Source organism: Aquihabitans sp. G128 (assembly GCF_019048865.1).
GTDB lineage: Bacteria > Actinomycetota > Acidimicrobiia > Acidimicrobiales > Iamiaceae > Aquihabitans.
In genome coordinates this window covers 2,798,188-2,818,997 of sequence record NZ_CP077604.1, presented here as the reverse complement: position 1 = coordinate 2,818,997, position 20,810 = coordinate 2,798,188, and the positions used below count along the sequence as shown (strand labels likewise).

Annotated in this window: 17 protein-coding genes and 1 pseudogene; 13 read left to right on the top strand and 5 right to left on the bottom strand. The window is 74.1% G+C overall.

Features of this window, described 5'->3' with window-relative positions; genetic code table 11:
* Positions 1-164: 164 nt before the first annotated feature.
* From tatA to KSP35_RS13445, 11 genes are all read left to right on the top strand, one after another.
* Positions 165-404: a twin-arginine translocase TatA/TatE family subunit gene (tatA, locus tag KSP35_RS25265; protein ID WP_216996231.1), complete on the top strand. Its 240-nt coding sequence runs from the start codon at positions 165-167 to the stop codon at positions 402-404.
* Positions 405-554: 150 nt separating this feature from the next.
* Positions 555-2,261, top strand: coding sequence for a dihydroxy-acid dehydratase (ilvD, locus tag KSP35_RS13490; protein WP_216996229.1), 1,707 nt, complete (start codon positions 555-557; stop codon positions 2,259-2,261).
* Between the two features lie 54 nt (positions 2,262-2,315).
* Positions 2,316-3,347, top strand: a complete 1,032-nt coding sequence (locus KSP35_RS13485) for an aldo/keto reductase (RefSeq protein WP_216996227.1) — start codon at positions 2,316-2,318, stop codon at positions 3,345-3,347.
* A gap of 121 nt (positions 3,348-3,468) precedes the next feature.
* Positions 3,469-4,656, top strand: coding sequence for a zinc ribbon domain-containing protein (locus KSP35_RS13480; RefSeq protein ID WP_216996225.1), 1,188 nt, complete (start codon positions 3,469-3,471; stop codon positions 4,654-4,656).
* Positions 4,657-4,823: 167 nt separating this feature from the next.
* A complete protein-coding gene (locus tag KSP35_RS13475) occupies positions 4,824-5,174 on the top strand; it encodes a hypothetical protein (protein ID WP_216996223.1) in 351 nt (116 codons plus the stop codon).
* 82 nt (positions 5,175-5,256) lie between these two features.
* A complete protein-coding gene (locus KSP35_RS13470; RefSeq protein ID WP_216996222.1) occupies positions 5,257-5,628 on the top strand; it encodes a hypothetical protein in 372 nt (123 codons plus the stop codon).
* Positions 5,625-7,184: a clostripain-related cysteine peptidase gene (locus KSP35_RS13465; protein ID WP_216996220.1), complete on the top strand. Its 1,560-nt coding sequence runs from the start codon at positions 5,625-5,627 to the stop codon at positions 7,182-7,184. The genes KSP35_RS13470 and KSP35_RS13465 overlap by 4 nt, the downstream gene beginning before the upstream one ends.
* Positions 7,166-7,564: a hypothetical protein gene (locus tag KSP35_RS13460; RefSeq protein WP_216996218.1), complete on the top strand. Its 399-nt coding sequence runs from the start codon at positions 7,166-7,168 to the stop codon at positions 7,562-7,564. The genes KSP35_RS13465 and KSP35_RS13460 overlap by 19 nt, the downstream gene beginning before the upstream one ends.
* A gap of 1 nt (position 7,565) precedes the next feature.
* Entirely contained in the window at positions 7,566-9,311 is a 1,746-nt protein-coding gene (locus tag KSP35_RS13455) for a PQQ-binding-like beta-propeller repeat protein (protein ID WP_216996216.1), read from the top strand.
* Positions 9,308-10,438: a PQQ-binding-like beta-propeller repeat protein gene (locus KSP35_RS13450; RefSeq protein ID WP_216996214.1), complete on the top strand. Its 1,131-nt coding sequence runs from the start codon at positions 9,308-9,310 to the stop codon at positions 10,436-10,438. Before KSP35_RS13455 ends, KSP35_RS13450 begins: the two co-directional genes overlap by 4 nt.
* The gene (locus KSP35_RS13445; RefSeq protein ID WP_216996212.1) at positions 10,435-12,318 is read left to right on the top strand and encodes a hypothetical protein; all 1,884 of its coding nucleotides are present in this window, start codon (positions 10,435-10,437) and stop codon (positions 12,316-12,318) included. The genes KSP35_RS13450 and KSP35_RS13445 overlap by 4 nt, the downstream gene beginning before the upstream one ends.
* Before the next feature lie 9 nt (positions 12,319-12,327).
* Here KSP35_RS13445 and KSP35_RS13440 read toward each other — a convergent pair whose 3' ends face one another.
* Together KSP35_RS13440 and KSP35_RS13435 are read right to left on the bottom strand one after the other, a co-directional pair.
* On the bottom strand, positions 12,328-13,629 hold the full coding sequence (locus KSP35_RS13440; RefSeq protein ID WP_216996210.1) for a phosphatase PAP2 family protein: 1,302 nt from the start codon (positions 13,627-13,629) through the stop codon (positions 12,328-12,330).
* Positions 13,630-13,777: 148 nt separating this feature from the next.
* Positions 13,778-15,424, bottom strand: coding sequence for an MFS transporter (locus tag KSP35_RS13435; protein ID WP_216996208.1), 1,647 nt, complete (start codon positions 15,422-15,424; stop codon positions 13,778-13,780).
* Positions 15,425-15,612: 188 nt separating this feature from the next.
* Between KSP35_RS13435 and KSP35_RS13430 the strand changes: the two genes are divergently transcribed.
* Positions 15,613-16,233, top strand: a complete 621-nt coding sequence (locus tag KSP35_RS13430; RefSeq protein WP_216996206.1) for a TetR/AcrR family transcriptional regulator — start codon at positions 15,613-15,615, stop codon at positions 16,231-16,233.
* Positions 16,234-16,254: 21 nt separating this feature from the next.
* Here the strand turns inward: KSP35_RS13430 and KSP35_RS13425 are convergent.
* The 3 genes and pseudogenes from KSP35_RS13425 to KSP35_RS13415 form a co-directional block, all read right to left on the bottom strand.
* Positions 16,255-17,494 (bottom strand): annotated as a pseudogene (locus KSP35_RS13425) (class I SAM-dependent methyltransferase).
* 263 nt (positions 17,495-17,757) lie between these two features.
* On the bottom strand, positions 17,758-18,267 hold the full coding sequence (locus tag KSP35_RS25065; protein WP_216996205.1) for a hypothetical protein: 510 nt from the start codon (positions 18,265-18,267) through the stop codon (positions 17,758-17,760).
* Positions 18,264-19,613 (bottom strand): PepSY domain-containing protein, encoded by a 1,350-nt coding sequence (locus KSP35_RS13415; protein WP_216996203.1) that lies wholly within the window; start codon positions 19,611-19,613, stop codon positions 18,264-18,266. Before KSP35_RS13415 ends, KSP35_RS25065 begins: the two co-directional genes overlap by 4 nt.
* Positions 19,614-19,807: 194 nt before the next feature.
* Here KSP35_RS13415 and KSP35_RS13410 point away from each other — a divergent pair, with 194 nt between their 5' ends.
* The gene (locus KSP35_RS13410) at positions 19,808-20,779 is read left to right on the top strand and encodes a cupin domain-containing protein (RefSeq protein WP_216996201.1); all 972 of its coding nucleotides are present in this window, start codon (positions 19,808-19,810) and stop codon (positions 20,777-20,779) included.
* Positions 20,780-20,810 lie beyond the last annotated feature (31 nt).

Genomic DNA, 20,810 nt, shown 5'->3' with positions numbered 1-20,810 from the left:
CCTGTGCGTAGGCGGCCGGTGGGCCGGTGACCCTCGGGCGAACCCCTCCCCCGAGCGCCCGCCAACCTACATCCCCCGTCGGAAACAACCCGCAGTGGCCGTGCAAATACCTGCCTCGACGACGAGGACCCATCCAGATCGGGGGGTGGCACCGAACACTTGCCATGGCAGGTCTTGGAGCACCCGAACTACTCATCGTCCTCGTACTCGTGCTGGTCGTCTTCGGTGGAGCCAAGCTCCCCAAGCTGGCCCGCTCGCTCGGTGACGCCCAACGCGAGTTCAAGAAGGGATCGGAAGAAGGCGCCGAGACGACGGTCCACAAGGCCGTCGTCACCGACGCCGCCGGCACCCCGAAGGCCACGGTCACCGAGACCGTCGTCGTCGAGACGTCCCCGAAGGACTGAGCTCACCCCCCGGCGATCGCCGGCGACGGAGGGAGGCGTCGGCGATCGTCGGCGCCGGGACCTCTCGTCGCCGGCGCCCGGGCGTGGCTCGCCACGCCCGAAGCCCCTGTGGCTTCGAACCGTGCGAGCCACGGCGGTAGCTTCGGCCCCATGACCGGAGACGCCGAGACCCCCGTCGACCTGAAGCCCCGCAGCCGGGACGTCACCGACGGTCCCAAGGCGGCAGCGGCTCGGGCGATGCTGCGGGCCGTGGGCATGGGTGAGGGCGACTTCACCAAGCCCCAGATCGGCATCGCGTCGGCCTGGAACGAGATCACCCCCTGCAACATGACGTTGCGGAGGCTGGCCGAGCACACCAAGCACGGCGTGCACGAGGCCGGCGGCTACCCCCTCGAGTTCGGCACCATCACCGTCTCTGACGGCATCTCCATGGGCCACGAGGGCATGCGGGCCTCGCTGGTGAGCCGTGAGGTCATCACCGACTCCGTGGAGACCGTGGTGTTCGGCGAGCGCCTCGACGGCTTCGTGGGCCTGGCCGGCTGCGACAAGAGCATGCCGGCCATGCTCATGGCGGCGGCCCGCCTCGACCTCGCCTCGGCGCTCGTCTACAACGGCTCGATCATGCCGGGGGAGCACCGCGGCCAGGCCACCGACATCACGTCGGTGTTCGAGGCCGTCGGCGCCCACGCCGTCGGCACCATCGACGACGCCGAGCTGCTCGAGATCGAGCGCACCGCCTGCCCCGGCGAGGGCGCCTGCGGCGGCATGTTCACCGCCAACACCATGAGCTCCATCGGCGAGGCGCTCGGGATGAGCATCCCCGGCTCGGCCTCGCCCCCGGCCATCGACGGCCGCCGCGAGCTCGACGCCCAGCGCGCCGGCGAGGCCGTGGTCGAGCAGCTGCGCCGGGGCATCACCGCCCGGCAGATCCTCACCAAGGAGGCGTTCGAGAACGCCATCGCCGTCACCTCGGCCCTCGGCGGCTCCACCAACGCCGTGCTGCACCTGCTGGCCATCGCCAACGAGGCCGGCGTCGAGCTGCACCTCGAGGACTTCAACCGCATCGCCGCCAAGGTCCCGCACATCGCCGACATGAAGCCGGGCGGGAAGTTCCACATGAGCGACCTCGACCGCGTGGGCGGCGTGCCGGTCGTGCTGAAGGAGCTGCTCGACGCCGGGCTGCTCCACGGCGACTGCCTCACCATCACCGGCAAGACGATGGCGGAGAACCTGGCCGCCATCGAGGTCCCGGCCCCCGACGGCGTGGTGGTCCACCCGCTCGACGCGCCCATCCACGCCGAGGGCGGCATCAACGTGCTCACCGGCTCGCTGGCGCCCAAGGGCTCGGTGGTGAAGGTGGCCGGCCTCACCGAGGACCAGATGCGCTTCGAGGGCACCGCCCGCGTGTTCGACGGCGAGGACGCCGCCATGGACGCCATCCTCGCCGGTGAGATCCAGCCCAACACCGTGCTCGTCATCCGCTACGAGGGCCCCAAGGGCGGCCCCGGCATGCGCGAGATGCTCGCCATCACCGGGGCCATGAAGGGCGCCGGGCGCGGCTCCGACTGCGCGCTCGTCACCGACGGCCGCTTCAGCGGCGGCACCTGGGGCTTCTGCATCGGCCACGTGGCCCCCGAGGCCACCGACGGCGGGCCCATCGCCTTCGTGGCCGACGGCGACCAGATCCTCATCGACGTCCGCGACCTCCGGCTCGACCTGCTGGTCGACGACGCCGAGCTGGCCCGCCGCCACGAGGGCTGGGCCCCGCTCCCGCCCCGCTACACCAGCGGCGTGCTGGCCAAGTTCGCCAAGCTGGTCCAGGGCGCCGAGACCGGGGCCATCACCAACCCCTTCTGACCCGGCCCGCCGGGGCGAGCGGCGCCGGCGCGGCCTGCTCGGTACCCTCCGGCCATGGACCACCGCTCGCTCGGCCGCACCGGCCTCAAGGTCAGCCCCCTCTGCCTCGGCGCCATGATGTTCGGCGCCTGGGGCAACCCGGACCACGCCGACTCCGTGGCGGTGATCCACGCCGCGCTCGACGCCGGCATCAACTTCGTCGACACCGCGGACGTCTACTCGGCCGGCGAGTCCGAGGAGATCGTCGGCAAGGCGCTCAAGGGCCGCCGGGACGACGTGGTGCTGGCCACCAAGTTCTACGCCCCCATGGGCGAGGCGCCGAACCAGGGCGGGTCGTCGCGCTACTGGATCATGAAGGCCTGCGAGGACAGCCTCCGGCGCCTCGGCACCGACCACATCGACCTGTACCAGGTGCACCGCCCGGACCCGTCGGTCGACATCGACGAGACGCTGGGCGCCCTCTCGGACCTGGTGCACCAGGGCAAGGTCCGCTACCTCGGCAGCTCCACCTTCCCGGGCTCGGAGATCGTCGAGGCGCAGTGGACCGCCGAGCGCCGCGGCCGTGAGCGCTTCGTCTGCGAGCAGCCGCCGTACTCGATCCTCGTGCGCGGCATCGAGGCCGACGTGCTGCCGACTGCGCAGCGCCACGGCATGGGCGTCATCCCGTGGAGCCCGCTCGCCGGCGGCTGGCTGTCGGGCCGGTGGCGCCTCGGTGCCGAGCCGGCCGAGAGCCGCCGGGCCGTCCGCACCCCGGACCGCTACGACCTGTCCAAGCCCACCAACCAGGCCAAGCTCGCCGCCGCCGACGCCCTCGGTGCCCTGGCCGACGAGGCCGGCATCCCGCTGCCGCAGCTCGCGGTGGCCTGGGTCATCCGCAACCCCGCGGTGACCGCGGCGATCATCGGGCCCCGCACCATGGAGCAGCTCACCAGCCAGCTCCCCGCCGTCGACGTCGTGCTCAGCGACGACGTGCTCGACCGCATCGACGAGATCGTCCCGCCCGGCACCAACTTCAGCTACGCCGACGCCGGCTACGCCGGGCCCATGGTGAGCAACCGCTGGAAGCGCCGCCGCCCCGTCCGCTGACGGCCCCCGCACCCACCCGCTCCAACCCCGCTCCACCGGCCCGAGGCCTTGTCCACGGGTGGTCCGGCGCGCATCCTGACCCCCGACGGCCCCAGGCGCGGGTCGCGGGAGGGAAGGCGAGATGGCGTGCAACCGGTGTGGCACCGCGGTGCCGGAGCTGGGACGGTTCTGCCCGTCGTGCGGGACCGATGCGTGGGAGGGGCGCTCGGGCGCCCGACGTCCCTACGCCCTCCAGCCCGGTGAGCCGGTCCTCTCGTTCAACCTGACGTCGTCGCTGATGCCGCTGGCCGCCACCGACGGCAACCAGACCTACCGCTTCGCCCTGCTGGCGGGCCTGGCCGTGCCGATCGCGCTGGCGGCGTTCGGGCTGGTGGCCGCCGCCCTGGCGGCGGCGTCGGTGGTGGTCCTGGCGGTGTACCTGGTGTACCTCGCCGACGTCGACCAGTGGGAGTCCCAGCCGGTGCCGGTGCTCGGCGCGACCGTGGTGCTCTCGGCGGCCCTCGGCGTGGCGGTCACCGTGCTGCTGCGCGAGGGCGCGCTCGGCGGCGGCCTCGCCGGCAGCGTGGGCGGCTTCGACACCTCGACCTTCCTGGTGCTGGCGCTGGCGGCCCCGGTGGCGGGCGAGCTGGTGCGCCAGGTGGGCCCGCTCCTGCTGGCCCGCCAGGAGCGCTTCGGGGAGATGCTCGACGCCCTCACCTTCGGGGTCGCCGCCGGGGCCGCCTACGCCGCCGCGGAGACCCTGGTGACCAACCACACCCTCTTCTCCGACGGCGTCGGCTGGGTGCGCGACCCGCAGCTGACGGTGTGGGTCCCCCTCGTGGTCACCGCCGCCCTGGTCAAGCCGGTGGTGTTCGGCGCGGCGAGCGGCATCGCCGTCGCCTCGTGGTCCGGCCTCGGCGACCGTCCGACCGGCTTCGGCGGTCGCTACTGGCGGGGCCTCGGTGAGGCCCTCGTCCTCGACGTCGCCTTCGCCGCCGGGCTGTACCTGAGCGGACGGCTGGGCGGCGTCACCGGCGTGGCCGTCGGCCTGGGCTGGGGCCTGCTCGTGGCGGCCGCCGCCATCCTCCGCCTCCGCAGCCTGCTGCACGTGGCCGTGCTCGAGGAGGCGCTCGAGTCCGCCCGCTCGGGCACCGAGCTGCGCACCACCGCCCACGGCACCGCGCACTGCGGTGCGTGCGAGCTCCCCCCTCGTCGAGGGGGCCAACTTCTGCGCCGCCTGCGGCACCGCCACCCGGGCGACGCCGCACCAGACCCGGCGGCGCAACGCCGCCGCCGACCCGCTCGCCGCGACCGTGGAGGCCTGACGTGACCGACCCGAACCCTTCGACCGACCCGACCCCTTCGACCGACCCGACCCCTTCGACCGACCCGACCCCTTCGACCGACCGGCGCCGGACCGCTGGCGCCGCTGCCCCCGCCGACCGCCCGGCGCCGGCGCCCTCGGACCACGCCCGCACGGCGCGGACGGTGGCGGCGGTGGTCGCCGTCGTGGCCCTGGCGGGCGGGCTCGGCGCCCTCCTGGGCGGCGGCCGCAGCACCGACGAGCCCACCCGCCGCACCCCGACGGGAGCCCTGACGACGCCGCCGGCGGCGGTCGACGCCCCCGACGAGGTCGACCTCCCCGGGCCCAAGCCCAAGGGGCTGTCCGGCTCCGGGCCGGGCAAGAGCGTGCGGGTGCTGGGCCAGGACGGGCCGGGTGCCACCATCGAGCCGCCGAGCGACCTCGGCGACGACGGCACCACCACGACCACCGAGGCCGGTGCCTCCGAGGACCCGGGGACGGGCGCGGAGGACCCGGGGGGGGACCGCCGTCTCGAGCTCGGGTGAGATCGTCGACCTGCCGGGGGACCTGTCGATCACGCTGCCCGACGGATGGGAGGCGGCCGGCACGGGCGACGGCTACACGGTGGTGACCCGGCCCGGTGCCGCGTTCGAGGTCGGGGCCTACGACATCAGCGACCAGGTGACCGCGGCGGACCTGCTCGGCGAGGAGACCCGCAAGCGCGGCAACTCGATCTCGGACCTCCGGTTCTCCGACATCGAGGAGATCCCGGTGAACACCGCCCACGTCAGCGGCGGCGCCGGTCGCATCTACGAGGGGATCATGGTCAGCCAGAGCGGTTCGGTGGCCGTGGAGGGCGACCTCTACGCCATCGTCCTCGACGACGGCAGCGGCTACACGTTCACCACGACGACGCAGCGGGGCTACTACGCCGACCACGAGGCCGAGCTGCAGTTCATGGTCCAGTCGGTCCTCGCCTCGATCGAGGCCCGGTCGTGATCGCACGCCGGGGCCGCGGCGGGTGGGCCCGCGCCGCGCTGGGCGCGATCACCGCCGTGGCGCTGCTGGTCCCGGCATCGGGCGCACCGGTGGCCTCGGCCGCGCCCTCGGCGGCGCCGGGCGCCGCGTGGACCGTCATGCTCTACGTCGACGCCGACAACAACCTCGACATCGGCCTCCTCGACCAGATCAAGGACGCCGCCGAGGTCCGCTACGGCGGTGCCGCGAACTTGGTGGTGCTCATCGACCGCTCGCAAGAGGCCGGTGAGGCGGAGCCGCTCATGAACGTCGGCACCTTCACGGGGGCGAAGCTGCTGCAGGTCGGCGAGGGCGAGCTCACCGAGCTGCAGGACCTCGGCGAGATCGACATGGGCAACCCCCGCACCCTCGCCTGGTTCCTCCAGGAGTCGGCACGACGGTTCCCGGCCGAGCACTACAGCCTCTCGGTCATCGACCACGGCGGCGCGTGGCAGGGCATCTCCTGGGACGACGACGCCCCGGACGACGAGCGGGGGGACCCGTCGAACCTCACGATGGCCGACCTGTCGACCGGGCTGCAGCAGGGCCTGCAGGCGGCCGGCATCGATCGGCTCGACGTCCTGAACCTCTCGGCCTGCCTGATGGGCAGCTACGAGGTGGCCTCCGAGGTGCAGCCCTTCGCCCGCTACCTGGTGGCGGCCGAGGAGATCTCGCTGAGCTACCTCTTCGACATGCGCACGATCATGGGCGAGCTGCAGAGCGGCGGGGTCACCCCCGAGCAGCTCGCGGTCGACTTCGTCGACACCTACGACGCCAACTCCACCACGTACGGGGGCAAGGAGGAGCAGAGCTTCGCCGCCCTCGACCTCGACCAGGTGCCGCGGCTGCGGACCCAGGTCGACGGCCTCTTCCAGGCCATCGGCGACGACCTCGAGGCGAGCGCGCTCCCGTTGGCCTCGGCCCGGGCCGACGCGCTGACGTTCGGCGCGCTGGGCATCCCCGGCGTGGAGAACCCCTTCGCCCAGGTCGACCTCGGGGACCTGCTGCTGCGCCTGCAGAGCGGCTCGCCCAAGCCGCCCGACGACGTGCTGCGGTGGGCGGCGGCGGTCCGCGAGCAGCTGGCCCGCACGCTGGTGCACCAGGTCACCGGCGTCTCGACGGCGTCGGCCACGGGCTTGTCGCTGTACTTCCCGGTGAGCGCCGACGCCGGCGGGGGCCCGTACGACCACTACGCCACCGACGTGCACGCCGGGTCCTGGCCGAAGCTGCTCGATGCGGTGCACGAGCAGCTGGCCACGCGGGCCAAGGCGGCGGGCGAGCTCCGCTTCGCCGCCGACCCGACCCTGGCCGAGACCGACGGCGGCCTGACCCTGTCGGCGCCGATCGACGACGAGACCCGCTCGCTGCTCACCGACGCCAAGTTCCAGGTGAGCGTCGGCATCGAGGGCGGCGCCCGCCGGGGGTGCTGCTGCTCCAGCCAGCGATCATCGGCAAGGGGGCCGTCGGCGCGGGGTGGAACCTCGAGGGCCTCACCCTGGACACCCCGGCGGGCCCGGTGGTGGCCACCGCCATCGTGAACCCGACGACCGAGGGCTTCAACGTCTCGGTGCCGGTGTCCTACGCGCCGCCCGGCGGCGAGGCGACCGACGGCGAGCTCCGGCTCTCCGGCCCGTCGCTCGACGACCTGGCGGTGCAGGGCGCACTGCTCTACACCGACGACGGTGGCGCCATCGCCACCTCGCTGCAGCAGGGCGGGAAGCTCATGCCGCAGCTCGCGGTGGTGGGCGACCAGGGCGTCACCTACGAGGACACGGCCGACCAGCCGATCACCCTGGGCGCGACGCTGCCGGTGCGGTTCGGGCCGCTCGCTCCCGGCCTCGATGCTCGCCTGGGCCTCACCATCACCGACGTCGCCGACCGCCAGGCGCGCGTGGCGCTGCCCTACGAGACGCGCTGAGGTGGGTGGCCGGCGCTGGTGGGGCCAGGCGGTCGCCGCGGCCGCCGTGGTGGCGGTGGTGGCGGCCGGCCTGGTGGCCTTCACCACCACCGGCGACCTCTCGGTGCGGCCCACCTCGGCGGACCCGCGGGTGGCCCGGCAGCTGGCCCTGACCTCGCTCTGGGACACCAGCACCCGCACCACGCCCGAGGGGACGGCCTGGCTCAGCACCGCGGCCCAGGTCGGCACGACCATCAACGCGGGGCCGTCGACCAGCCGTGGCTTCCGCCTGGCGCTCGACCGGCTGCTCGGCGACGCGGAGCGCACGCTGGCCGATGCCCGGCTGGTCCGGAGGTACCTCGTGACGCGGGAGGCCGACGGCACCACCAGCGAGGAGGTGGCGGTGCTGGCGGCGTCGGCGAAGGGGATGTTCCTCCTCGGCTTCGAGGGCACCGATCACATCGACCTCTACCTGGATCCGCCGCTCAAGCTGCTCAGCGCCGATGCCCGGCCCGGCGATCGGTGGAGCGGCAAGGGCAGCTGGGGTGCGACCACCTACGAGCACCGGACCTCGATCACCGCCGCCGGACCGACGACGACCGTCGCCGGCCGGCGGACCGACTGCATCCGCGTCCACAGCCGCTACCGGATCGGGGAGGAGGGACCCGTCGACTCCGACGAGGTCCGCTGCCCGGGCCTCGGCTCGGTGCGCGAGGTGACCGACGACGCCCGGGTCGAGCAGGTCGCCGCACCGGGGTTCCGGGCCACGGCCCGGGCGCCCGGAGCTGCCGGTCGCGCCGGCGCCGCGCCGGTCCCCGGCGGCGACCCGGTCGGCTGGGTGCTGGAGCCGGTCGCCCAGCTCACCGACCAGTACGGCTCGCGGCCCCAGGTGCCCCCGGCGGTGGTCGGCGGCGAGCGTCCCTTGGTGGTGGCCGCCGACGGGCGCACGCGCACGCTCCAGGCCTTCGCCACCAGCACGGACGGCCGTCCGCTGTGGCGCGCCGGCCTCGGTGCGCTGCCGCGCGGTCGCATCGGGGTCGATCCCGAGGACGGCACCACCTACGTCGGCACGCCGGACCGGCGCGCCTACGCCTTCACCCGGGAGGGCCTGCTGCGCTGGGTCGCCCAGACCGGCGACAACGTGGCCGCGGCGCCCGCCCGCGTGGGCCGGGTGGTCGTCGTGGCCGGGGAGGACGGTCGGATCCGGGCCTTCGACCACGCCACCGGGGCGCCTCGCTGGAAGGTCGACGTCGGCACGCCGGCGGTCGCCGATCCGGCCGTGCTGGGCGACGACGTCGTCGTCGCCGACGACGACGGCGTGGTGCGGCGCCTGGCGGGCCGGACCGGCGCCGAGCGGTGGAAGGTCGACGTGGGCTCGGCCGTCGTCGACGCGCCGCTGGCGGTCCGAGGCGACGTCGTCGTGTCGAGCACCGATGGCTCGGTGACCCGGCTCGACGGCGCGAGCGGCTCCACCGACTGGACGGCCCAGCAGGTCGACCAGGCGGTGGGGGGCCGGTCACCAGCGGCGGCTCCGTGGTCACCGTGGACACCGGCGGGTGGGTCTCGGCCTACGACCTCGCCGACGGTTCCCGCTCCTATCGGCGCAAGGGCCTCGGCGCGGTGGGCCCGGCGGTGGCGACCGCGGGTGGGGTGGTGGTCGCTCTGCGCTCGGGCGGGCTGCTGCAGCTCGACCGCCGCGGCGCGACCGTGCGGCGGTGGTCGACGGCGGCTCGCCAACCCGCTCGGCTGGGGGTCACCAGCCCGATGACGGGGGCCTCCTTCGGTGCGGTCGGCGGAGCCGGCGCCATCTGGATGGTGGACGACGCCGCCACCCTCTGGCGGCTGGGACCACCCCGGACCACCCCGGTGGCCGGCCGGACGTGGGTCCGCCACGTCGGCGAGCTCCGCGAGGAGCCGGCGGTGCAGTTCGCCACGGCCGACGGCGACGGGGGCGTCCTCGTGGTCGACCGGTCGTCGGTGTCGTCGCTCGACCCGGAGACCGGCGTCCAGGCCCCCATCGCCGCCCTCCCGCCGAAGCTGGGGACCGTCGAGGCGGCGATGGTCGTCGACGACCTGCTGGTGCTGACCACGGCGGACGAGATCGTGGCCCTCGGCGCGCGGGACGGCCGCCTCCGCTGGCGCACCCCGCACGGCAAGAGCGCCAACGTCTCGCCCGTGGTCTTCGGCTCGGCGCTGGCCTTCCGCTCCCAGGGGCCGTCGTCGGAGCTCCTGCTGGTCTCGATCCGCGATGGTGCGGTCCTCGGGCGCATCCCGACGGGGAGCGACGCGGTGGGCGCGCCGCCGGTGGTGTGCCGTGGCGCCCTGGTGGTCCCGGCCGGAGGCGGGTCCCTGCTCGTGGTGTCGCCCGGTGGCTCCAGCGCCGTGGCGAGCGGGTTCGCCCCGGACGTCCGATCGCTCGGCTGCGACGAGCGACGGGGTCGGGTGTGGGCGGTGGGCATCGACGGCGACCACGCTGTGGCGACCTGGGCCGATGCTGCGACCGGCGCCGTGGCCGGGACCGTGGGGCTCGGTCCGAGGGAGGTGGGACCGTGGGACGCCGTCCAGGTGGTGGGCGACACCGTCGTGGTGCCGACCCTCGTGGCCGGCATCGTCGGCCTCGACGCCGACACGGGGGCCCAGCGCTGGTCCCGGCCGCCCGGCCTGCTGCGCGGCGTGCGGGCGGTGGTGATCGACGGCGACGTCTGGATCGTCGACCGCACGGGCCGCACCGAGGTGCTCGATGCCCGCAGCGGCCGCGTCCGGTGGACCGAGCGAGGGCTCGGCGAGGACCTGTCGGCGTACAACCTGCTGCTGGCCCCGGTGGTGGCCGGCCACCGGGTGGTGCTGGCGAGCCCCCGGGCGCTGTGGGCGCTGCCGCTGGAGGGGCCCCGGTGACCGCCGCGGTCCCCCCGGCCGCGAGCGCGGCGCCGGCCCCGGACCCGTCGCGACGCCGCGTCGTCGTGGCCCGGGCCCGGGGGGTGGCGGGCGACGTGTGGGAGCAGTTCGTCGCCGGCGACCTCGACAGCGGGTTCATCCGCACCCGGGGCCTCGGCGCCGGGATGACGGCCCTGGTGGTGGTGGCCAGCACCGTCTTCTTCGCCCTGGTGGGGGTGTTCCTCACCAACCAGCACTGGCGGGCGCGCTACCAGCTGGTGCCCCTCGGCGAAGACCTCCCCGGCCGTGGGGCGTTCGTGCCCGCGCCGCTGCTGCCCCTGGTGTTCTTCCTCCTGGCGTTCGCCCTCTCCCTCGTCCTGGCCGGAGCGCTGCACGCCGCCTGGTGGGTGCGGGTGGCCACCGTGGTGGTCTACCTCGGCGTGGCGTCGTCGGCCTCGCTCGCCGCCCACGGCAGTGGTTCGAGTGCGGCGGTGGAGTGGGGCGGGCGGGTCCTGCTCCTCGCCGTGCCGGTGCTCTTCGCCGTTCGGTGGCGGGCTCGACCCCGGCCCGCTGGGGAGTTCTGCGCCCTGTTCGTCCTGGTGTCGGGTTCCCTGCTGGTGGGCCTCCACGAGCTGTCGCGCCTCGACCGGGTCGGCGACGCCGCGCTCAGCGCCCGGCTGGCGTCGTCGTTCTTCGTCGGCCTCGCCGGGCTCCTCGGCCCCCGGCTGGTGATGGCCGGGCTCGACACGGTCTCGTTCGGGGCGTCGGTCTCCCTTTGGGCGCTGCGGGTGATCGACCAGCGGGTGCACGCCCTCGCGGCAGGGGTCGTGCTCGTGGGCTTCGGCGGCTGGCGGCTGCGCGACGTGGTGGTCGGGGTGGCCGGGTCCGGCGCCGACGACGGGTGGGGCGCCACGGGGCGACAGCTGCTCGCCGGGGCCCTGCTGCTGGCCTTGGTGGCCGCCACCTGGTGGGTGGTCGACGCCGTCGTGGACCGCTACGAGGGCGAAGAGGCCACCGATCCCGACGTGGTGGCCGGCGCCAAGCGGCTCGTCCTCCCGCTCGGCACGCTGTACCTGGCCGCGGTGACCGCCCTGGGCGTCGCGGCGGTGGTGGCCGCCGGGATCGACGCCCAGTCGGGCACCGCCACGCCCCGGCTCTCGCCGGCGGTCGGTCGGCTGATCGCTCGCTACTCCGGGGCAGGGACCGAGCGCTGGCAACCGGTCGTCTTCTCGCTGGTCCTGGTGGCGGCATCGGGAGTGCTGGCCCGTCGGACGGGTGGCCGCACCTCGGCCCTCGTCCTCGCCGAGGTGGGCGTGGTCGGCCTCTGGAGCCAGCTCGCGGTGACGGGTCGCCCGCTGGCCTCGCTCGGCTCGGGCCTCGACCACACCGACCCGTGGATCGTGGCCGGCGTGGTGGGCCTGGCCGCCTGGTGGACCGCCCGACGCGACCTCGATCGGCACCGCGTGGCTCGGCTGCTCTTCGTCCTGCTCCTCTCGGGCCTGGTGGCCCAGGGGACGTTCCTGGGCAACCCGTTCGAGCTGGTCCTCGGCTTCGCCGGGGTGGGCTTCGTGGCCTTCGGCCTGGTGTGGGGCTACCTCACCGCCGGGAGCTGGACCAACGCCGAGTCCCCGGCCTTCCCCCGCTCGTCGCGGATCCTGCTCTTCCTCGGCTACACGATCTTCACGCTGACCGTCGGCACCTGGTTCGTGCTGTCCCACGACCTCGCCAACAAGACCTTGCTGTCGGACAGCTGGGCCCGCTTGGGCAGCGACCTCTTCGGGCAGCCGATGCTGCTGGCGCTGGTGGTGATCACCCTGGCCGGCACGTCCTCGAGCCGCCTGTTCGCCGCGCCGGCCCCGGCGGTGGCGGCGGCGGCCGACGAGCCGGACGAAGGCCGCTGAGGCCTGGGCTCAGGCGCCGAGGGGAGTGGCGCCGGCCGGCCGGGCCGTGCCGGGCTCGCGCTGGCCCCACTCGGCCAGCGCCGTGCCCGGCTTGGCGAAGAAGGTGGCGTAGAAGGCGGTGATCATGGCGGCCATCACGCCGACGAGCAGCACGCCGCTCAGCTCGGGGTCGGTGGCCAGCTGGACGCTGAGGTACCGGTAGGAGAACAGCAGCCCGCCCACCGCGGTGGAGCCGCCCAGCACCAGGCGCCAGCGGAACCAGCCCCAGCCCCGCTCGGGGTCGCGCAGGGCGGCCTCGATGGTGAGCGAGAAGACCACGCCGGCGAGCAGGTCGACGCCGTAGTGGTAGCCGAAGCCCAGGGTGGCCATGAGCGTGCACGTCATCCAGGTGGCGCCGAACACCCGCAGCCACCGCGGGCCGCTGCGCGAGTGGACGAAGATCGCCACCACCCACGCGGTGTGCAGGCTGGGCATGCAGTTGCGCGGCGTGAGGGTGTCGAACGTGAACGAGCCGGGCGCCATGTCGACCCGGGAGATGTGGGGCCACAGGTTCGCCAGCTCGAAGCCGTTGCCGAGGTGGCCGAACGCGTAGACGGGCCCGACCACGGGGAAGAGCAGGTAGAAGAGCGGGCCCACCAGCCCGATGAGCAGGAAGGTGCGGATGAGGTGGTGCGAGGGCCATCCCTTGCGCAGCTGGTACACCGCCACCACCAGCGCCCCGACGGGCAGGTCGATGTAGACGGTGGACAGCAGCCAGTGCACCGGCGGCCCGCCGGCCTCCACCAGCTGGCCCATCCACCACGAGGGGTTGCCCAGGGCGTGATCTGCGGTCTGCACGTACTGGTCGAGCACGCGGGGCCGGGTGTGGGCGGTGATCAGCAGCCAGGTGTCGCCGATCTTCGAGGCCATGATCAGCAGGAAGCCCAGGGTGACGCCGCGCAGCGCCTCGAAGCGCTCCTCGCCCTCGGTGGCCACCCAGGTGCGGATGGCCAGCGCGGCCATGAGGTACAGCGCGCCGTTGCCGAAGGTGAGCCGGGTGCCGGCGACCAGCCGGCCCAGGAAGAACACGACGTCGATGGTGGCGCCGAAGGCGACCCAGGTCAGGACCTGGCGGCGCTTGAGGCCCACCATGGAGAGGGCGGCGGCGGCCCACAGGACCCGGCCGCGCTTGGGGCCGAACACGAGGTCGTGGCCGAGGGCGGCGGTGGGGCCGCCGATGTGGAGCCGGAACGCCTCGAGCTCGATGGCGACGAGGAACGCGAAGGCGGCGATGGAGCCGATGAGGATCAGCTGCTTGTGTCGCTCGCTCAAGACCGCACCTCCCACCTGCACCGTGCCGCCGGTAGACACGAGATGACACCCTACCGAACCCTCGGCGACCGGGCGTAGCCCGTTCGGTGGCGCGGCGGGGCCCCGACCCGGGCGGATCGGGGCCCCTCGTGCCACGGGGAGCGGAGGGTCAGGCCTCGACGGCCAGGACCAGCCCGTCGTCGACGAGCTCGTCGTCGAGGACGTCCTCGGCCACGGCCTCGCCCTGCGACGGGCCCCGCAGGACCACGAAGGCGGCGGCGAGCACCAGCAGGGTGGCGCCCACGAACATCGACAGGCGCATGCCGCTGGTGAAGGCGTCACGAGCGGCGCTGGCCAGGGCGTCGCCGCGGGGCCCGAGGCCCTTGGCGGCGTCGAGCGCCAGGCCGGGCGCCTCGCGGGCCTGGCCGGCCACGCCGGTGGGCAGGCCCTGCAGGTCGCCGTCGATGGCCCGGCGGTAGCCGCTGTTGAACATCGAGCCCATGATGGCGATGCCCAGGGCGGTGCCGATCTCCCGCGTGGTGTCGTTGACCGCGGAGGCCACGCCCTGCTTCGAGGTGGGCAGCGAGCTGACGATGGCGTTGGTGGCCGGGGTCATCGAGAGGCCGACGCCGGCCGCCAGGACCAGCTGGGCCACGAGCAGCGGGAGGTAGCCGCTGTCGGGGTTGACCGTCGAGAAGGCGAGGAGGCCGATGGCGCTGATGACGAGGCCGCCGCCGCCCACCAGCTTCTGGCCCATCTTCACCGACAGCGGGGCGGCGATGGCCGACACCGGGATCATCACGAAGGTCATGGGGAGCAGGGCCACCGCCGACTTGAGGGCGCTGTAGCCCAGCATCACCTGCAGGTACTGGAGGATGACCAGGAAGATCCCGAAGAGGGCGATGAACAGGACCATCAGCGCCGCCGATCCCGTGGCGAAGCCGCGGTGGCGGAACAGCCGGGGGTCGAGCAGCGGGTGGTCGGTGCGCAGCTCCCACGCCACGAAGGCGGCGAGCAGCAGCACGCCGGCCACGAGGCCGGTGACGGTGATCGGGTGGCTCCACCCGCGGATGGGGCCCTCGATGATGCCGAGGACCACGCCGCCGATGCCGAGGGCCGAGAGCACGGTGCCCAGCGGGTCGAGGCCGACGTGCTCGGTGGCCTTGGTGGTGGGGACGAAGGCCAGCACGGCGGCGAAGGTCACGGCGGCCACCGCCGCGGTCACGTAGAAGAGGCTGTGCCAGGACCAGGTGCCCAGGAGCCACCCGGCCCCGAGCATGCCGAGGGTGCCGCCGGCACCGGCGAAGCCGGCCCAGATGCCCACGGCCCGGGGCCGCTCCTCGGGCGGGAACACGCTGGTGATGGTGGACAGGGTGCCGGGCATGATCAGCGCGCCGCCGATGCCGGTGAGGGCGCGGAAGGCGATGAGCTGGGCGCCCGTGTCGGCCAGGGTCGAGAGCACCGACCCGATGGCCAGGATGGCGATGCCCACGAGGAGGGCGCCCCGGCGGCCGAACCGGTCGCCGAGGGCACCGGCCACCAGCAGCAGCGATGCCAGGGTGAGGGCGTAGGCGTCGACCACCCACGTCTGGGTGGTCTGGGTGAGCCCGAGTGCCTCGCTCACGCTGGGCAGGCCCACCGCGAGCATCGAGACGCTGGCCACCACGAGCACGAGGGCGAGGCACATGGCCGCCAGCACCAGGTTGCGCTGGCGGACCGAGAGCTGCTCGTGGGGCTCCAGGCCGGCGGCCTCGGCGGGTGCGCCGGGGACGGGGTCGGGCGGTGGCTGGGTGCGGGCGCGTTCGATCAAGCTCATGGGTGGTTCCTCCTGGTGGGCGCGCACCGTCAGGCGGGTGGCGGGCGGCAGGGCTGTGGGAGCGGGGGCCGGGGTCGAGGGGGCTCCGGCCGGTGGTGCCGGACCACCATGCCGGGGCCACAAACGAAAATCAACGTTACCGATAAGAAATGTTCTCGAATTTCTGCGACCGGGGTACGGTGGTTGCCATGGCAACGACCGACGAGGTCCAGGACCCGGCAGCGTGCACGGCGCCGCGCCGCGGCCGCCGCCTGTCGGAGGACCGCAGCGACGCCATCCTCGGCACGGTCCTCGAGATCGTGCGGGACGCCGGCTACGACCAGCTCCGCATGCAGGACGTGGCCGACAAGGCCGGCGTCGGCCTCTCCACCATCTACCGCCGGTGGCCCACCAAGCAGGACGTGCTGCGCGCCGCGCTCGAGTGCGAGGCGTCGGGCAGCGAGAAGTTCACCACCACCGGCGACCCGCGCGCCGACCTCACCAACACCCTCGTGGAGATGGCCGAAGGGCTCGCGGGCGACGGCGCCCAGACCATGCTCGGCTTCCTCGGCACCATGCGGTCCGAGCCCGAGGTGGCGCAGATCATGCGCGAGACCATGCTCGACCCGCTCCACGCCCACCTGCGGTCGCTGCTGGCCGAGGTGCTGGGCGACGACCACCCGGACCTCGACCTCCGGGCCACGGCCGGTCCCGCCATCCTCATCTACGGCGCCGCCATCTGCGGCAAGCCCATGGACACCGCCGCCATGGCCGAGCGCCTGGCCGCCCTGCTGCTGGCCCCCGAGCCCGGCACCGACCTCCGCATCTGAGGCCGGCGCCGAGCGGCGGGCTCAGACCCAGTCGCGACGGGTGGGCGGGACGGCGGCGTCGCCGTGGGCGTCGGGGACGACGCCCAGCACCTGGTGCAGGCCGAGGCCGCCGTCGGCGAAGCCCAGCGCCGAGCTGGCCATGTAGAGGCGCCAGATCCGGGCGCGGGCTTCGCCGACCAACTCGACGGCCCGGTCCCAGTCGGCCTCCAGGTTCGCCACCCACGCCCGCAGGGTGAGGGCATAGCTCTCGCGCAGCGACTCGACGTCGCGCACCTCGAAGCCGGCGGCCTCCATGGCCAAGACCACCTGGCCCACGTCGAGCAGCTCGCCGTCGGGGAACACGTAGCGGTTCATGAACGACCGGTTCGACAGCTTCGAGCCGCCGACGGAGGAGATCCCGTGGTTCAGCAGCCGGCCCTGCGGGGCCAGCAGGCTGCGCAGCGTGCCGAAGTACTCCGCCATCCGCTCGCTGCCCACGTGCTCGAACATGCCGACCGAGGAGATGGCGTCGAACGGCTGCTCGCCGCGCAGGTCGCGGTAGTCCTGCACCCGGATCTCCACCTGCTCCTGCAGTCCCGCCTCGGCCACCCGCTCGCGCCCGGGCCGCCTGCTCCTTCGAGATGGTGACGCCCAGGACGTGGGCGCCGTGGTGCTGGGCGGCGTGCATGGCGAGCGAGCCCCATCCGCAGCCCACGTCGAGCATGCGGGCGCCGGGCCGGTGGGGCAGGCCCAGCTTCCGCGAGATCAGCTCGTGCTTGGAGGCCTGGGCCTCCTCGAGGGTGAGCGTCGGGTCCTCGTAGCGGGCGCACGAGTACGTCATCGAGGGCCCGAGGACCAGGCGGTAGAAGTCGTTGCCGACGTCGTAGTGGTGGCTGATCGACTGCGAGTCGCGGCCCTTGGTGTGGCGCCAGCCCTTGTGGTGGACCAGCTCCTCGGGAGGGGGTGGCGGGGGCGAGCCGATCACGCCGAGCTCGCGGGCCGCCTTCACGCCCGCCGGCACCGCGGCCGCCGTCGACCACCGGGTGGGGTGGTAGCTGTCGCGGAGGGCCTCGAGGGTGGCGAACAGGTCGCCACGGAGGCCGAGGTCGCCGGACACGTAGGCCCGGCCCACGCCCAGCTCGCCGGGCGCCCAGAGGATGCGGCGCAGGGCGTCGGGGGAGCGGACCTCGACGGTGCCGACCGGCTCGTCGGGCCCGAGCGCGCTGCCGTCCCAGAACTCGATGCGGACGGGTGGGGGGTTGCCGAGCCACACGCCCACCAGGTCGGCGGCCGCCGCTGCGGCCGAGACGTGGGCGGCGGGCGGGGCGGCGGCCTCGGCGCCGCCGGTGGTGCGACCGTCGGGCCGACGGGTGCGTTGCGGGGTGGTGGTGCTCGTCATCGCGAGAGCCCTCCTGTGGATCGTTCCGTGCAGGTGCGTCCCCCTCCGGCGCTTCCAACCGCCCGGTTGACAGTCGTATTTCCGCAGCCGGGTCCCGATGTCCGATCTTCCCCCACGACCGATGGGCGGTCCAGGGTGGCGTGGGGCTACTGCTCGGGGCAGGGGCTCCCGATGGCCAGCGCCGCACAGGCGCCACCGCGGGTGACCTTCCAGGCGTCGCCGTCCTTGACGACCTCGACCGGCACGCCCTCGGCGTAGGGGGCGCCGGCGACGATGACGTCGACCGTGGCGGTCGCGGTGTCGCCGTTCACGACCACCGAGACGACCTTCAGCTCGGCGTCGACCGAGCTGACCAGCTCGAGCACCGCGTCGTAGGTGGGCTCGATGTCCTCGGCGTCCTCGAGGTACGGCAGCCGCTCGTCGAACCCGACCTCCGGGTCCAGGCCCAGCGCGGCCTCGACGGCCTCCTTGACCGCCTTCTCGTCCTCGGCCGAGGTGGGCCCGGCGGCCACCGTGGTGGTGGGGGCAGCCGCGGCGGCGCCGCCTCCGCCCTGGACGACCACGTAGCGCGTGCTCCCGCACGAGGCCAGCAGCACGGCGGCCAGAACCAGGGCGGCTGCGGTCCGGGCGGATCGGTGGGTGGGGGTGGTGGTCACGGGCTGTCCTCGGTGGTGGGAGCGGTGGGGGTGGAAGCGGTGGCGGTGACGTCGGGGGCGGCGCCGCGGCCTCGGCGGGCCTTGCGCTTGCCGCGGCGCACGAACCACATGACGGTGCCGGTCACGCCGAGGGCCACGGGGGTCAGGCCGAGGCCGACCCAGAGGACCTTGGTGGTGGTGCCGCCGAAGGTGCCGAAGTGCACGTCGTAGGACCAGTCCTCGTAGGCCGTGTTGCTGAAGCCCTTGTCCCGGGGGTCCTCGATCGAGAGGACCTGGCCGGTGTACTGGTCGACGTCGAAGCTCACGTCGCGGCTGCCGCCGGCGGACGAGAGGAAGGAGTGGTCGGCGATGGCCGACACCTCCCAGACGCCGACCGGGCTGCCGCCGGGCGTGCTGACCGACTGGATGCGCAGGTTCGGGTCGATGTCCTGCACGATCTCCTGGGCGTCGTCGGCCGTGATCGGCGTGGCTCCGGCGATGGGCTTCGAGTTGGAGACCGCGGCAGAGGCGCCGTCGTCGTAGGTCCCGAAGGTCACCACGTTCCAGACGTCGGCCACCTGCTGGGGGAAGGCGAAGTTGATGCCGGTGATCACCACGATCGACAGCGGGACGAGGGTCAGGAAGCCCAGCGCCTTGTGCAGGTCCAGGTGGAAGGTGAACCGGCCCCGCTTGCGCCGCACCTTGGCGGCCCGGGACCAGCGCTTCACGCCGGGCCAGTACCAGAGGTAGATGCCGGTGGCGATCACCAGCAGCCAGAGCACCGACATGGTGCCGATCACCGTCAGCGGGGCGAAGCCGAAGATCGAGGTGCTGTTCAGGTCGAAGTGCAGCTCCTCGGCCAAGGCGAGGAGGCGGGGCTCGTGGTGGTCGGCGCTGGTGACCCTGCCGGTGCCCGGGTCGACCACGGTGGTGTGGTACTCGGCGCTGCGGTCGATGGTGTACACGAGGTACATGCCGCCGGTGGCGCCCGAGCTCGGCGTCGTCACGAAGCTCACGACGTCGTTCGGGCGGGCCTCGCGGGCGGCGGCCAGAGCCTTGCCAGGGCCGACGTCGCCGGCGGTGGGGGAGAAGGTGGCGTGGTTGACCGCATGGTCGATCTCGGGGGCGAACACGATGGCGGAGCCGGTGACGCTCTCGAGCACCACCCACGCCAGCAGCGCGAACGACACCCAGCGGTGGACCTTGACGAGCGGGCCGCGCTTGCCGGTGAAGGCCCGGTGCAGGGCGGCGCGGACCTTGCTCTTCGGTCGGGGCGGGCGAGCGGCCGACCGGGCGGCGCGGGCGGGCGCCGTCCCCGGGGGCGTGGCCGCGCCGGCCTCGTGGGTCTCGGGATCCTGGGTCAGCACGGCATCGCTCCTGGGCGGTCCCGGCGACTGGCAGCCGGTGTTAGGCACGCTTTCTACACAGGAGTGGTGTCGCCGATCAAGCGACGTATGGGCGAAGTGACCGATGTGCGGGATGGGGGGACGGGACCGCCGCCTGACCGCTTCCTGACGCCCGAGAGGCATCGCCGGGCCGTCGGCGGCAAGCTGGTGGGGCCATGACCGACACCGAGACCCCCACCCCGCTCGCCGTCGACGCCGCCGAGGACCACGGTGCCGATCCGCTCACCGCCTCGGTCCGGCTGCACGAGTACAGCCGAGCGGCCAACCCGGTCGGCCGCCACGCCCCTCGGGTGCCGGTCCGCCAGTTCCCCGCCTCGCTGCACGCCGACCTGCGGACCACCACGGTGGTGCCGCTGGACCTCTCGAGCGAGCTCGGCATCGAGGGCCCGGCCACCAGCCCGGCGCTCAGCGCCTCGTTCGTCCACGTCGAGCCCGGCGAGCCGCTCACCACCCAGCCGGTGGCCACCTCGGAGCTGTGCTTCGTGCTGGCCGGCACCGGCACGACCTCGGTGGACGACGGCCCCGGCCGGCAGGTGCCGTGGGAGGCGGGCGACCTGTTCGTGGTGCCCGCCGGGCTCCGCTCGGTGCACGCCGCCACCACCCCGGCCACCTTCTACCGGGTCACCGACGAGCCGCTCCTGCGCCACCTGGGCGTGGCCCCCACCGCCCGGCGCTTCCCCACCTCGCGGTTCCGCGGGGCCGACCTGCGCGCCGAGCTGGCCCGCATCGAGGCGGACCCCCACGCCCTCGACCGCAACCGGCTGAGCGTGCTCATGGCCACCGCCGAGCAGACCCGCACCCTCACCGTCACCAACGTGCTGTGGGCCATGTACGGCGTGGTGCCCTCGGGCGCCGTGCAGAAGCCGCACCGCCACCAGTCGGTGGCCCTCGACCTCATCCTCACGGCGCCGCCCGGCTGCTACACGCTGGTGGGCCGCAGCCTCTCGCCCGAGGGAGACATCGTCGACCCGGTGCGCGCCGACTGGGAGGGCGGCGGCGCGTTCACCACGCCGCCCGGCCTCTGGCACGCCCACCACAACGAGTCGTCCGAGCCGGCCTACCTGCTGCCCGTGCAGGACGCCGGGCTGCTGACCCACCTCACGGCCCTCGACATCCGCTTCACCTGACGCCGGAGCGCCGAGCTCGCCGCGGCGGCAG

Bases quoted from the DNA above. Each gene is read 5' to 3' on its own strand.
- tatA (WP_216996231.1), top strand. From the start codon at position 165: ATGGCAGGTCTTGGAGCACCCGAACTACTCATCGTCCTCGTACTCGTG.
- ilvD (WP_216996229.1), top strand. From the start codon at position 555: ATGACCGGAGACGCCGAGACCCCCGTCGACCTGAAGCCCCGCAGCCGG.
- KSP35_RS13485 (WP_216996227.1), top strand. From the start codon at position 2,316: ATGGACCACCGCTCGCTCGGCCGCACCGGCCTCAAGGTCAGCCCCCTC.
- KSP35_RS13480 (WP_216996225.1), top strand. From the start codon at position 3,469: ATGGCGTGCAACCGGTGTGGCACCGCGGTGCCGGAGCTGGGACGGTTC.
- KSP35_RS13450 (WP_216996214.1), top strand. From the start codon at position 9,308: ATGACGGGGGCCTCCTTCGGTGCGGTCGGCGGAGCCGGCGCCATCTGG.
- KSP35_RS13435 (WP_216996208.1), bottom strand. From the start codon at position 15,424: ATGAGCTTGATCGAACGCGCCCGCACCCAGCCACCGCCCGACCCCGTC.
- KSP35_RS13430 (WP_216996206.1), top strand. From the start codon at position 15,613: ATGGCAACGACCGACGAGGTCCAGGACCCGGCAGCGTGCACGGCGCCG.
- KSP35_RS13410 (WP_216996201.1), top strand. From the start codon at position 19,808: ATGACCGACACCGAGACCCCCACCCCGCTCGCCGTCGACGCCGCCGAG.